We start from the raw sequence: 11,811 nt of genomic DNA, 5'->3' as shown, positions 1-11,811 counted from the left end.
GCTCCCCTGGGCGCTTGGCTGACCCAGGTTTGCGCCCCCCGGCTTTTGGAAAAAGGAGAGGTGGATCCCACCAAGGTGGGCAGCCAGGGCAAGGTGAGCTTTTTGGCAGCGGTGGATACCTCTCCCCTAGCCGAGGCGGTGTTGCGCAAGGCAGCCGATTTGGCGCGGCGGGTGGATGGGGAAGTGATTGTGCTGCATGTTACCGATGAGCTGCAGGGGAAAGGGGTGGAACAGTTGCGCCAGCTTGCCCAGCGCCTTTTGGCGGATATTCGCCACCAGTTCTGCCTGGCTTCCGGGCCCTTGGCGGAGACCATTGTAAACATAGCCCAGGAGCGGCAGGTTACCGACATAGTCATGGGCAAGCGGGGGCACCGCGGCTGGGAACAAGTGCTAGTGGGATCCACCTCCCAAGCCGTTCTGGAGACCAGCTCTATTCCTGTAATTCTGGTCGAATCTCCTCAAGGAAGTCCTGGGCAGGTCATTAGCCGACCAAAGTAGAGGTTATTTAGCTCTCCGAGGTATCCACCGGTTTTCGGCCAGGGTGAAGCACCTTTTTTCTTTCTTGGTAGGGCAACAACTGGGATCCTCGGGGCCATGGGCAAGCATATCTAAGCAGACCTCAGCCTTTCCTCCAGAGTCACGGGCAACTGAAACATTGTTAACTAAAACCCCATCGCCGAGGTACACAGGCTCCAGGGGCGTAGGTTTTTTGCTGCCGCCCAACAGCCCAGATAAGGTTGTCCAGAAAGCATTCCCTCCTGTATTACTTAATGCAATCGCCACTACATCCTGAAGCCCATCGTTGTTAAGATCGGCAGGCGCTAGCTTTTCGAGGCTTACTCTTAGGAACCCTTCTTCGAGAGGGCTAGAGCCTCTCTGATACTGGCCATTTTGAAAACGAACTCGCTCAATATTTTCGGGTAAAGCAAATATGAGATACTCAGCGTTTAAGAATGCCTGCTGAGCAATAGCTATTGAAATCGGACAGATACCCAAGAGAAAACAGGCTAGCTTAAAAAGCACTCTTTTAGCGGCCATTGCTTCTCTCCTCTTACCAGAAGGACAGGGGAAGCTCGATTCTGTTCGAGGCAAACAAAGGAGAACAAGACCTGCTCAGCTCTAGGTTCTCCTGGGCCGGCAGTTGCTCCCGGCTAGATGAAGACTCTTCTGAAGCTCTCTTTGCCCTTACTCTTCTATCTATGGATTCTAGCCATGGACGTAACGAGCTGCTGCTGTTGATGCTTGTACTGAATCTATGGAGCCGGACATGATCCCTTCTGCCTGGCGCTTTATCCTCCTTCTGGGGATCGTCAGCTTGTGTGCCGATGCCACCTACGAAGGAGCCCGCAGCATTTCTGGAGCTTTTTTGGGATCCCTAGGGGCCAGCGGCACGGTGGTGGGCCTGGTGGCCGGCGGGGGGGAGCTATTGGCCTATGGCTTGCGGTTGGGGGTGGGCTATTGGAGCGACCAGCTGGGCAGGGATCCCTTGCACCGCAGTCGGGGGCACTGGCAGCTCACCACCTTGGGCTATGTCATCAACACGGCGGTGATCCCGGCTTTGGCCTGGGTGGGCAGTTGGCCTTGGGCCGCCGTGCTGCTCTTGGCCGAGCGGACCGGCAAAGGGATCCGCACCCCGCCGCGGGACGTGTTGCTTTCTCATGCAGCCCTGCAGGTGGGTCGGGGCTTGGGGTTTGGCCTGCACGAGACCCTAGATCAGATTGGGGCGGTGGGGGGGCCGCTGTTGGTGGCGGCAGTTCTGAAAGTCGGCTATGGCTTCCGGGGTGGGTTTTTGGCCTTGGGGATCCCGGCGGCAATAGGACTGGGGGTTTTGGGGCTGGCGCAATGGCTCTATCCCAGCCCACGAGACTTCGAGCCGGAGCCGGAGATGACCTCGGCAAAAGGCTTGCCCAGAGTTTTCTGGCTGTATCTGCTGGCGGCAGCCTGTGTGGCCATGGGGTTTGCCGATTTTCCCCTCATTGCTTTCCATCTGCAACGACAGTCGGGAAGCGATGGAGCAGGGATCCCTTTGCTGTATGCCCTGGCTATGGGGGTGGATGCCCTGGCCGCCCTGGGATGTGGCTGGCTGTTCGACCGCGTGGGGCTGTGGAGCTTGCTGGGAGCGGTGGCGGTATCGGCTGGATTTGCGCCGCTGGCCTTTTCCGGTACCTATGCTCTGACGGTGCTGGGCATGGTGCTCTGGGGGATTGGTTTGGGGGCCCAAGAATCCATCATGAAGGCGGCGGTGGCCGGTATGGTAGCTCCCGAGACGAGGGGCTTTGCCTTTGGCCTGTTTACCAGTGTCTATGGATTGGCTTGGTTTGTGGGCAGCGCCCTGATGGGGGTGCTTTACGATTTCTCCCTGACTGGCTTAGTGCTCTTTTCGGTAGTCACTCAAGGGCTGGGGGCGGCTATCCTGCTGGCTCTAGTGTCCAGGAGGCAGGCCGAGGTGGGCTGATGAAAAGCCCCTGCACCAGATTACGGTGCAGCTCTTCGGGGGTTTCGTTTGTGCTAGTGGTGAGGAGCACCATCCCCTCAGGTTTTGGGCCACCTCCAGGAGCTTTTGTCAGAACCCGATTTTCAGAACTGATCCTTCATACCGCGCAGGCGAGCGAAGACCCGCACCGGATCCTGGAGCCCGGTGGCAGCTTGCAGAGCCGGCTGATCCCAGCGCAAGAAGGGGTTGGTGCGTCGCTCCTCGCCCATAGTGCTGGGTACTGTTGGGGATCCCGATTGGCGCAGGGCGGCCACCTTTTGGTAACGGGCCTGCAGGTCGGGATTTCCCCCATCCACCGTCAGGGCAAACCTGAGGTTGTTGAGGGTGTATTCGTGGGCACACCACACCCGCGTCGGTTCAGGCAACTGGCGCAGTTGATCCAGGGATCCCAGCATTTGTTCCGGGGTGCCTTCAAACAGCCGCCCGCATCCCCCGGCAAACAGGGTGTCCCCACAGAAGAGATCCCCGCTCTCGGGAAAGTAATAGGCAATGTGACCCCGGGTATGGCCGGGCACAAACAGCACCGTTGCTTGCCGGCCCGCGAATTCCACTGTTGCTCCCGCCCGCAGCTCCACCGTCTGGCCGGGGATCCGCCCCCGATCCGCCTCGCCGGCATAGACGGCAGCCTGAGGATAGCGGGCCAAAAGCTGCCGATTTCCCCCCACATGGTCGTGATGGTGGTGCGTGTTGAAAATGGCCACCAGCTCCGCCCCCAGCTCGGTCAGCTTTTCCAGCACAGGCTCGGCCACTGCCGGATCCACCACGGCTGCTGTCGCGGTGTCGGAATCGTAGAGCAGATAGATATAGTTATCGCGCAGGGCGGGCAACTGAAGAACGCGCATGGCTCGGCTAACTTTCAAAAATGGCCTGCTCTACATCCTGCCGGCTGAGGGAATAGGGAAAAGATAAAGTTTTCGTGTTGCCGTCTGGGTAGGTGTATCGCACCCAAATGCTGGTTTCTTCCAGACGCAAAATGGCTTTCCAGCCAGGCCGCTCGCAAAACCATTGCTCCACATCTTGCGGGTCGCGGGTGCAGCCCTGATCCTCTAGCCAGCGTTCGATGATGTGGAGGGGGTGATTATACAGGGGCGTAGTTGCGGGGGGCAAAGGCATGGCGAGATTTGAGAGGCGAGATTTGAGAAAAGCAGTCCAACACAGAGTCAACGGCCTATGTTCATTCAAGCACTCCTGATACAGAATCCGAGAACTCCGTCCCAATGCCGTACCAAGACGGTGGGGAGTGCCCACAGAATCAGCTTGCCCCACTCTCTCGCAGCCAAGCGAGGACACCTGCCAACACCAAACACACAACCAGGGTGGATCCCATCAGCAACAGGGCACAAAGCTCACCAGGTGAAAGTGGGCGGGTTTCCATGCGCAGCTCCAGAGAGTCAGCGTCTAGGGATCCCGTCATGCTCAGAGATCCCGTGTTGGCAGTCACCGCCCGTAAGCTGGCATCGTAGATGGCCCGTTTCGTCGGGTTGCTGAGGACAAGGTAGGCCTCCTGCAACTCTTGAAAGCAGCGAATGGCCACTTCCGGAGCCAGGGGAGAAGTATCGGGATGGTAGCGCTTGCTCAATTGCCGGTAGGCCCGCCGGATGGCCTCAGGAGACGCCCCTGGAGACAGGCCCAACCGTTGGTAGTAGGTGAGGGAGGTCAACGAGCGCATGCAGGCTAATGGATAAGCGAGACGGTAGGGTCAGCAGAGCGCTTCTCCAGGGAGCTAGACCTTAATCCAGTGTATTACTCGTGCAGCCGCCGGGATCCCCGCAGCAAGCCTCAATAGAGCTTTATTCTTCTTCCTCTTCTTCGGACTTGGCTTTGGGGTAGTAGAAGCCGGTGTTGCGACCGCTCAAAATCGACCGCCCAATGGTCATGGCTCGCTGGGCCTGTAGCTTTGCTTTGCCAAGCCAGACGGCGTAGCGCCTGCGACTGCGGGCTTTAGAGGTTTTCTTCTTGGGAACAGGCATAGCTTGTACAAGAATACAGCCTTACTAGGCTAGCACTGATCGCGTCAGCGGCGGAGTCCTAGCTTGCACCGCCGATCCCAGCTTTATCCAGGCAAGTGGCCTATCAGCGCTTGACTGAAAGAGGGCGAGCATCTCGGCTCAACAGAGTTGAGATCTGTCAACTCTTCTGTGCAAATCTTCTCAATCCATTTTCCCAACAGCCCTGTAGCCGCTAGAGTATGGGACATCTGCTGGGAACAGGCGATGCCGGGATCCTTAACCCTTAGCCGCCAGGTGATATCGGTCACCGCCCTGAAGCTCTTTTGGATGCAGGCTGTGAGTGAAATGTGGCCCCCCTCAGATTTAGGAGATCGCTCAACCATGCGCAACCTCTCTTCCATCTTGCTGTTCGGGATCCCTCTGGTGAGCCTCAGTTGGACGGGGATCCCGGTGGTGGCCCAATCCGCCAATCCAGCCCTCTGCCAGCAATTTCCCCAAGACATTCGCTGCACCCTCTCTGCCCCCAGACAGGTGGGACAAGCGCCGCAACCCACATCCCGTCCTCGGATTGCGGTCTTGGACTTTGATTTCAGCAGCCTCAGCAATCCCTACAGCATCCGCGAGGCTTCGCGGGGGGTGAGCGACCTGTTGGTGGATCGGCTGGTGAGAGATGGCACCTTTTCCGTCATCGAGCGCTCGCGGCTGGACGCGATCTTGGCCGAGCAGAACCTGGGTCTATCCGGTCGACTGGATGCCAACACCGCTGCTCAGGTAGGCCGGATCCTAGGGGTCGATGCGGTGATCCTCGGCAGTGTGACCCAGTTTGATGTGTCTGTGCGCCGTTCTGGGGGTGGGGCACCGGTCTTAACTCCCTTCGGCAGCTTCCCGCTGGCGGTGGGCGCTGAGTCAGTGGATGCCGATGCCAACGTGCAGCTGAATGCCCGCTTGGTGAGCACCAGTACTGCCGAGATCTTGGCCGTGGTCGAGGGCAAAGGCAACGCCAGCCAGTCGGATAGCACGGTCACGGTTGCCGGCTTTGGCGGGGGATCCGCCACCAGCAACGAAGAGAAGCTGTTGGTATTGGCAAGCCAACAAGCGGTGGAGCAAATTGCCCAGCAGTTGGCCGGTTTTGCCGGGCGCTTGGCAGCTCAGCCTCGCTCTCTGCCAACGGTTGACGCCTTGGTGGCGGATGTCTACGGCAACCAGGTGATCCTGAACAAGGGCAGCCGCGATGGCTATCGGGTGGGATTGATTCTTTCTGTGGAGCGCGTCGTCCGCGAGGTGAAGGATCCGGCCACGGGGACAGTCTTGCGCAAATTGACTGAGCCAGCCGGACAGGTCCAACTGACGGAGGTGGATGACAGCTCCAGTGTGGGACGCATTCTCAGCGGGGCAGGCTTCAAGGTTGGGGATGTGGCCAAGCCTGTCCAATGAGCTTTCCCAAGCCCTATCCTCAGGATCCCTCGATGGGAGCAAAGCCCTGCCGTTGCGTGTTTTCGGTTACGGTGCGCGGCTCTAAAAATTGCAGCAGGTAGTCGGGGCCGCCGGCTTTGGATCCCACGCCGGAGAGCTTGAAGCCGCCGAAGGGCTGCCGCTCCACCAACGCCCCGGTGATCTCGCGGTTGATGTAGAGGTTGCCGACGGCAAAGTCCTGGCGAGCCTGTTGAATGTGAGAAGGGGTGCGGCTGTAGAGACCGCCGGTGAGGGCGTAGGGGGTGGCATTGGCCATCTGCAGAGCAGAAGAAAAGTCCGGCGCTGAGATCACCGCCAAAACCGGGCCAAACAGCTCCCGCTGCGCCAGCTCTGACTGGGGATCCACCTGGCTGAACACAGTGGGGCCGACGAAGTAGCCTTTTTCCGGCACGGGCAGGCTGAGGTCGAGGCGGGCACCAGCCTTAGCCGATTGAATGGCCTGGTGCAGGCGAGCTTGGGCCTCTGCATCGATGACCGGGCCAACTTGGGTGCTGGGGTGGGCTGGATCCCCCACATTCAAAGAGCGCACCGCCTCGACGAGCCGTCCCAAGAACAGGTCGTGAATGGACTGCAAAACGATCGCCCGCGAGCAGGCGGAGCATTTCTGGCCACTGTAGCCAAAGGCGGAGTTGACCACTCCTTTGACCGCCTGATCCAGGTCGGCGCTTTCGTCGATGAGGATGGCGTTTTTGCCCCCCATCTCGGCAATGACCCGTTTGATGTGGTGCTGGCCCGGCTGCAGTTGCGCGGCTTGGGCGAGGATCTGGCAACCCACCGCCTGGGATCCGGTGAAGGCAATCAGGTGCACCCGCCGGTCTTGAACCAACAGGGGGCCAATGGCTTCGCCCACCCCCGGCAGGAATTGAAAGACACCCTCCGGGATCCCAGCTTCGGCAAGGGCCTTGAGGATAAACTCCGCCAGTTTGGCGGCGATCAGCGAAGATTGCTCCGCCGGTTTGAGGAGCACGCAGTTTCCGGCCACCAAAGCCGCCGCTGTCATGCCACAGGGGATGGAGAGGGGGAAGTTCCAGGGGGCGATCACCACCGCCACACCGCGGGGCTGGTAGTGGTAATGGTTGGTTTCGCCGGGCAGGTTGCACTCCCGTCCCCGCTCCAGAGCCTCCATCTGTTGGGCGTAGTAGCGGCAAAAATCGATGGCCTCGGAAACTTCCCCATCGGCCTGGGCAATGGGCTTGCCCACCTCCAGCACCATCCAGGCAGCCAGCTCCGCCCGCTGGGCTTCGATTTGCTCCGCCACCCGCCGCAGGATCCCCGCCCTCACGGCAACGGGGGTGCGCCTCCAGATGGGAAAGCTGGCTTGGGCCGCTGCCAAGGCTTGCTCCACCTGTTCCGGCTCGGTCAACCCAATTTCCGCCACCACCTGTTCAGGATCCGCAGGGTTGAGGGAGAGCATCGCTTGTCGAGTGGGGCGATATTCTCCGGCAATCCAGGGCTGAACCCTCTGACCCAATTGAGGCCGAACCTTGTCCAATGCCTGAAGGAAGGGATCCCGCTGCTGGGGCTGGCTGAAATCCGTATCGGGAGCGGCGGCAAACGAGAGAGAAGGAGCCTGGAAAACGGATCCCTCGTCCAAGACCGGCGGGGCCAACAGCTGCTCGGGATTGTAGCCCTGAACGCTTTGCCGCAGGAAAGAGGTGTTGGCGGTGTTTTCCAGCAAACGCCGGATCAGGTAGGCCATACCCGGCAGCAGCTCCCCGTAGGGGCAGTACACCCGCACCCGCTGTCCCTTCTGCACCAAGGCCTTGGCCAGGGGATCGGCCATGCCATAGAGCACCTGCAGTTCAAAAGCAGACTGGGGGATCCCCAGCGCTTGGGCGATGGCAATGGCTTTGGCCTGAGAGCGCACATTGTGGCTGGCGATGGCGGCGTGGAGATGGGTGTGGTGCTCCAACAAAAGCTGGGTCATGCGCTCGAAGTTGGCGTCGGTAGCAGACTTGCTGTTGTAAACCGGCTGTGGCCAGTGCTTTTGCGCCGCCAGGATGGTCTCTTGATCCCAGTAGGCCCCCTTGACCAAGCGCACCGTCACCGGGGATCCCCGCTCTTTGGCCCAGGCGATCAGGTTTTGCAGATCGGTGTAGCTATCCCGCAGGTAGGCCTGCAGCGTCAGGCCAACGTCGGTGCGGCCTCGGAACTCCGGCTCCAGCAGCAGCTCCTGCAAAATGGCCAGGGTGAGGGATTTGTAGCGGTACTGCTCCATGTCGAAATGGATCCCGACTCCCAGAGCTTCTGCCCGGCGCAACAGGACGCGAATCCGTTCCCCCACTTTGGCTTTGGCCCCCAGGGGATCGATGGGATCGAACTGGGAATAGAAGGCTGTCAGCTTCACCGACACTTGCGGCACAGGCTGCGGTTGTGGCCAGGTTTTGACCATCTTTGCCAAATGCTCCATCACCTGCAGATAGCGATCCAGGTAGGATTGGGCTTCCGCTTCGGTGATGACGGCTTCCCCCAGCAAATCCAGGGTGAAAGCCATACCCTGCCGGTGCAAAGCTTCCAGAGTTTTGCTGACTTGTTGCAGGGTTTCTCCGGCAATGTAGCGACGGGCCAAGGCTTCCACGGCAGCGGTTAGGGTGGTGGCAGCCAACTGCCCTGGCAGGGAGTCGGGGTCTGCAAAGTTGAGCAGGCTTTTCAGCATTCCCGGCAATTCCACCGCCGGATCTGAAAGATACTCCTGCAAATGGCGGGCCACCTCAGCCTTGCTTTTCAAGCTGGGCAAGACATCGATCAAGCGGAACAACTGGGTGCGCAAGTGGGGGTTTTCCATCGCCCAGGCCAGCAGCTTGTCCTCCCAGCGCAGTTGATCCCGCCACTGGGCCAGCAGGGATCGCTTCTCTCCCGAAAGAGAGGCGAACAGAGATTGGGCAAGAGCTTGGGTTTGAGCCTCGTAGGCGGTAGGAGCAGCTTGGGCAACCATCTGATGAACTGGGTGAACTGGGGCGCAGGATCCCTACCATCCTGTCATGGAAAAGAGGGAACCTGAGGCCGATTTTGGGAAGATAATGGCAGATGGGGCCACCGCAAATCCTCGAATAGCTACGCCGGGTATAGGCAGCTTTGCAGGAGAAACTTATGCAGGCTTTTGTTGCAGGGGCTACAGGAGAAACCGGACGCCGCATTGTCAAAGAGTTGGTGGGCCGCGGCATCCGAGTGCGGGCGCTGGTGCGCAGCCGCGAGCTGGCCGCTCGAGTTCTGCCCCCCGAAGCGGAAGTGGTGGTGGGGGATGTGCTGGATCCGGCCACGCTGGAGACAGGCATGGAAGGATGCACGGTGGTGCTCTGTGCCACCGGGGCCAGGCCCAGTTGGGATCCCTTTCAGCCCTACCGAGTCGACTATGAAGGCACCAAGAACCTGGTCGATGTGGCCAAAGCCAAAGGGATCCAACACTTTGTTTTAATCTCTTCCCTGTGTGTTTCCCAGCTGTTCCATCCCCTCAACTTGTTTTGGCTGATCCTGGTGTGGAAAAAACGGGCGGAAGAATATCTGCAAAAAAGCGGCCTCACCTACACCATCGTTCGACCGGGGGGCCTGAAAAATCAGGATAATAACGACGGTATTGTCCTATCCAAGGCGGATACCCTCTTTGACGGCAGCATCCCCCGCACGAAAGTAGCCCAAGTGGCCGTCGAAAGTTTATTCCAGCCCGCCGCCCAAAATCGCATCCTTGAGATCATCGCCAAGCCCGGCGTTCCCAACCAAGAATGGAGCGCTCTCTTTGCTATGGCAAGGTAGGTACCGAGCTGCATGCATGCTGCATACATTATGACTATGAGCGAGTATGAACGCGGCTCCCAGTTCCTCAGCAGGCTCGAACTTGGTGGGCGCATGGCACTCCTGGAAAGTCGATCCTGCATTGGTCGATAGTCTGCCGCAAAATGTCGGTGCCAAGCTAAACTTCTCGTTTTGCCCTTAACTTCCCTCTGTCTGGGAACCAGAAGACTTGGCCAACTGCTGCAAACGATTTAAGATCTGCGCCTCAGCGTTGGCATCGTGGAGTCGCAACGTTAGGCGGGGCACCCGCAGTGAAGCCGTAATCCGGCCTGAGGGCAGATCCAGCCACACCAGTTGCCCTTGAAAACAGCGACAAGCGGCTCCCCATTCCTGGGCCAGAGCCTCTACCTCCGACCAGGCAAGGCAGCGCGGCAGCAGCAGGTCAGTGGCCCACCCAGCCCCACACTCCCGCCGCCTGAGGACACGCACCTGCATGGATCCCTACACCCGCAAGGACTCCGTCCCGCTGACGCGAGCGGCGTAGAACTCGCACCAGGGATCCCCTTGCTCTCTGGCTTTGGTCTCCTTGCCGTGGAAGAGCCCACCCCGCTGGAAGAGGCGGTTGTAGAAGACTTGATCCAAAACCGGCTTCTGCTGAATGTTGCCGTTGTAGACCAGATTCATCATCGCCGGCACCGCCCCTTGGGCAAAGTAGCAGGCGGGATCCTCTGCCCGTGGGTAGGAAGCCAAAAAGTAGTTGGCTTCGTAGTTGCCGTCAATGGCCACCCGGCAAGACTGGCCACTCACCACCTCCAAAGCCTGCCAGCGACCCCACCCCAGGCTGCTGGCCACCGCATAGCCGCCGTGGATCCAGTCGGTGTCTTTCTCCAGCATCGGCCCCACAAGGGTTTCCCACTCCACCGATTCCATGATGTTGCCAAAGGTGTAGAAGACACAAACATGCCCCGACTCGCGGATGAGAGCTTCCCCCACCCCCATCAGCTCAGCCTGCACCGCCTTCAGCTCCTGTAAAAAGCGATACTGAATGCGGTTGTAGTAGTTGGCAGGCATGCGCGTTAGCAACACGTTAAACGCGCGAATTTGCCCCCGCTCATCTCCGGCCAAAGGCAAGCCCCACAGAGCTTCGTTGACCGCGTCATAGTCCACTGCCGTTACGGGCTGCGGGAACTGGGTTGGCTGCTCAATAAGCTTGCCCATGCCTGGACTGGGAGTCAGCGACTGAGGCTTTGGCAGCCGAGTGGCCTGGATCACGCAGTGATCCTTGCGCGTAACGGCCATACACTCCGTTTCTTCTGCCGTGTAGCTCCCCAGCTCGCCAAACGTGGCATCCAGAGCTGCTGCCACATAGCCCACCGCCAAGTGGTCAATCGGGCGCGTGCGGCTGACCTGCTCTCCGTACTTGCTCAGCCAACCTTCTGCATAGTGAGAATGGGTAAGCTGCACTTCCCCGCCTGAAGGGGTCACCTCAAACGCCAGCCGCCCAAATCCTAAAAAACTGAAGATCTGAGCTGCCACTGCCAGGCGCTCTTGGGTCTCCTGAATGCCAAGAGCCTTGAAAGCTCCGTACAGAAGACTGTAAAAGATCTCCTGGGCTGCCGTGCGCAGGATCCCTACTCCATCGATCCAGTCGGGATCTTCAATAGTCTGCTGCAGGAAGAGGTTGTAGTGATGGCAGTGGAAGATAACCGGCTCTCCAAACAAAGTAGGGGCTTTTGGGAAACGCTTTGATGACAACCCGCAACGCCGAAGTGCCGGCCAAAAGGTAGTCCGCCTCTTGGTCAGAGCTGACAAGCTGGCATAGACGACTGTTGGCCTGGACTAGGTCGCCGGCGTAGGTGCCCAAACGTTCTAGGGCTTGCTCCTCTTGGGAATCGCTGACGTAGGTTACTTTGGCTACTGTAGCACCATCAGTGGCCCGCCCTATCAAAACAGCAATCAAGCCCGGAAGGCCGGCGATGTGCTGTTCAATCACGCTGCTGAGGGTTCGGATAGCCATGATGTAAACTACCCGACCCTGACTGCTTCGCAGTACAGGGCGGGCTTAAGGCCTCCGGCCCGCTGGCGCGAACGGTAGCCCTGCAGTTGGCAAGCCAACCACGAACCTCTAGGCTGGTTTACAGCAGCCCCCAAAAGCGCAATCACATT

The 11,811-nt window shown here is 59.4% G+C and carries 13 protein-coding genes and 1 pseudogene; 4 read left to right on the top strand and 10 right to left on the bottom strand.

Features of this window, described 5'->3' with window-relative positions; all coding sequences use genetic code 11:
• A partial coding sequence (locus tag NW849_RS12175; RefSeq protein ID WP_414357889.1) for a universal stress protein occupies positions 1-498 on the top strand: 498 nt, incomplete at its 5' end.
• 3 nt (positions 499-501) lie between these two features.
• On the opposite strand, the gene NW849_RS12170 is transcribed toward NW849_RS12175, so the two are convergent.
• Complete coding sequence (locus tag NW849_RS12170; protein ID WP_414357887.1) at positions 502-1,038, bottom strand: hypothetical protein; 537 nt, start codon at positions 1,036-1,038, stop codon at positions 502-504.
• A 229-nt stretch (positions 1,039-1,267) separates the two neighbouring features.
• Here NW849_RS12170 and NW849_RS12165 point away from each other — a divergent pair, with 229 nt between their 5' ends.
• Complete coding sequence (locus NW849_RS12165) at positions 1,268-2,455, top strand: MFS transporter (protein WP_414357885.1); 1,188 nt, start codon at positions 1,268-1,270, stop codon at positions 2,453-2,455.
• Positions 2,456-2,577: 122 nt separating this feature from the next.
• On the opposite strand, the gene gloB is transcribed toward NW849_RS12165, so the two are convergent.
• From gloB to NW849_RS12145, 4 genes are all read right to left on the bottom strand, one after another.
• Positions 2,578-3,336 (bottom strand): hydroxyacylglutathione hydrolase, encoded by a 759-nt coding sequence (gene gloB, locus NW849_RS12160; RefSeq protein WP_414357883.1) that lies wholly within the window; start codon positions 3,334-3,336, stop codon positions 2,578-2,580.
• A gap of 7 nt (positions 3,337-3,343) precedes the next feature.
• Positions 3,344-3,607 carry a DUF3143 domain-containing protein gene (locus tag NW849_RS12155; RefSeq protein ID WP_414351177.1) on the bottom strand — a complete coding sequence of 88 codons (264 nt, stop codon included), beginning with the start codon at positions 3,605-3,607 and terminating at the stop codon, positions 3,344-3,346.
• 139 nt (positions 3,608-3,746) lie between these two features.
• Positions 3,747-4,163 (bottom strand): J domain-containing protein, encoded by a 417-nt coding sequence (locus NW849_RS12150; protein WP_414357882.1) that lies wholly within the window; start codon positions 4,161-4,163, stop codon positions 3,747-3,749.
• 121 nt (positions 4,164-4,284) lie between these two features.
• Positions 4,285-4,464: a 50S ribosomal protein L32 gene (locus NW849_RS12145; RefSeq protein WP_414357881.1), complete on the bottom strand. Its 180-nt coding sequence runs from the start codon at positions 4,462-4,464 to the stop codon at positions 4,285-4,287.
• A 360-nt stretch (positions 4,465-4,824) separates the two neighbouring features.
• Here NW849_RS12145 and NW849_RS12140 point away from each other — a divergent pair, with 360 nt between their 5' ends.
• Positions 4,825-5,877, top strand: coding sequence for a CsgG/HfaB family protein (locus NW849_RS12140; protein ID WP_414357880.1), 1,053 nt, complete (start codon positions 4,825-4,827; stop codon positions 5,875-5,877).
• A 19-nt stretch (positions 5,878-5,896) separates the two neighbouring features.
• Here NW849_RS12140 and pruA read toward each other — a convergent pair whose 3' ends face one another.
• On the bottom strand, positions 5,897-8,851 hold the full coding sequence (gene pruA / locus NW849_RS12135) for an L-glutamate gamma-semialdehyde dehydrogenase (protein WP_414357878.1): 2,955 nt from the start codon (positions 8,849-8,851) through the stop codon (positions 5,897-5,899).
• Positions 8,852-9,006: 155 nt separating this feature from the next.
• Between pruA and NW849_RS12130 the strand changes: the two genes are divergently transcribed.
• Complete coding sequence (locus NW849_RS12130) at positions 9,007-9,666, top strand: SDR family oxidoreductase (protein WP_414357876.1); 660 nt, start codon at positions 9,007-9,009, stop codon at positions 9,664-9,666.
• Positions 9,667-9,843: 177 nt separating this feature from the next.
• Here NW849_RS12130 and NW849_RS12125 read toward each other — a convergent pair whose 3' ends face one another.
• The 4 genes and pseudogenes from NW849_RS12125 to NW849_RS12110 all read right to left on the bottom strand — a co-directional run.
• Complete coding sequence (locus tag NW849_RS12125; RefSeq protein ID WP_414357874.1) at positions 9,844-10,140, bottom strand: hypothetical protein; 297 nt, start codon at positions 10,138-10,140, stop codon at positions 9,844-9,846.
• 6 nt (positions 10,141-10,146) lie between these two features.
• On the bottom strand, positions 10,147-11,367 hold the full coding sequence (locus NW849_RS12120; RefSeq protein WP_414357872.1) for a hypothetical protein: 1,221 nt from the start codon (positions 11,365-11,367) through the stop codon (positions 10,147-10,149).
• Positions 11,303-11,662, bottom strand: a complete 360-nt coding sequence (locus NW849_RS12115; protein WP_414357871.1) for a hypothetical protein — start codon at positions 11,660-11,662, stop codon at positions 11,303-11,305. Before NW849_RS12115 ends, NW849_RS12120 begins: the two co-directional genes overlap by 65 nt.
• 8 nt (positions 11,663-11,670) lie before the next feature.
• Positions 11,671-11,811: pseudogene (locus NW849_RS12110) on the bottom strand (RNA-guided endonuclease TnpB family protein); the annotation flags it as partial.

Origin of the sequence: Synechococcus sp. R55.3 (genome assembly GCF_047461975.1) — a bacterium.
GTDB lineage: Bacteria > Cyanobacteriota > Cyanobacteriia > Thermostichales > Thermostichaceae > Thermostichus.
Note: the sequence above shows the minus strand (reverse complement) of the source record. Positions and strands in the feature narration are given on the sequence as shown.

Excerpts from the sequence above, each read along its gene's own strand:
- NW849_RS12170 (WP_414357887.1), bottom strand. The coding sequence starts at position 1,038 with ATGGCCGCTAAAAGAGTGCTTTTTAAGCTAGCCTGTTTTCTCTTGGGT.
- NW849_RS12165 (WP_414357885.1), top strand. The coding sequence starts at position 1,268 with ATGATCCCTTCTGCCTGGCGCTTTATCCTCCTTCTGGGGATCGTCAGC.
- gloB (WP_414357883.1), bottom strand. The coding sequence starts at position 3,336 with ATGCGCGTTCTTCAGTTGCCCGCCCTGCGCGATAACTATATCTATCTG.
- NW849_RS12155 (WP_414351177.1), bottom strand. The coding sequence starts at position 3,607 with ATGCCTTTGCCCCCCGCAACTACGCCCCTGTATAATCACCCCCTCCAC.
- NW849_RS12150 (WP_414357882.1), bottom strand. The coding sequence starts at position 4,163 with ATGCGCTCGTTGACCTCCCTCACCTACTACCAACGGTTGGGCCTGTCT.
- NW849_RS12145 (WP_414357881.1), bottom strand. The coding sequence starts at position 4,464 with ATGCCTGTTCCCAAGAAGAAAACCTCTAAAGCCCGCAGTCGCAGGCGC.
- NW849_RS12140 (WP_414357880.1), top strand. The coding sequence starts at position 4,825 with ATGCGCAACCTCTCTTCCATCTTGCTGTTCGGGATCCCTCTGGTGAGC.
- pruA (WP_414357878.1), bottom strand. The coding sequence starts at position 8,851 with ATGGTTGCCCAAGCTGCTCCTACCGCCTACGAGGCTCAAACCCAAGCT.
- NW849_RS12130 (WP_414357876.1), top strand. The coding sequence starts at position 9,007 with ATGCAGGCTTTTGTTGCAGGGGCTACAGGAGAAACCGGACGCCGCATT.
- NW849_RS12125 (WP_414357874.1), bottom strand. The coding sequence starts at position 10,140 with ATGCAGGTGCGTGTCCTCAGGCGGCGGGAGTGTGGGGCTGGGTGGGCC.
- NW849_RS12115 (WP_414357871.1), bottom strand. The coding sequence starts at position 11,662 with ATGGCTATCCGAACCCTCAGCAGCGTGATTGAACAGCACATCGCCGGC.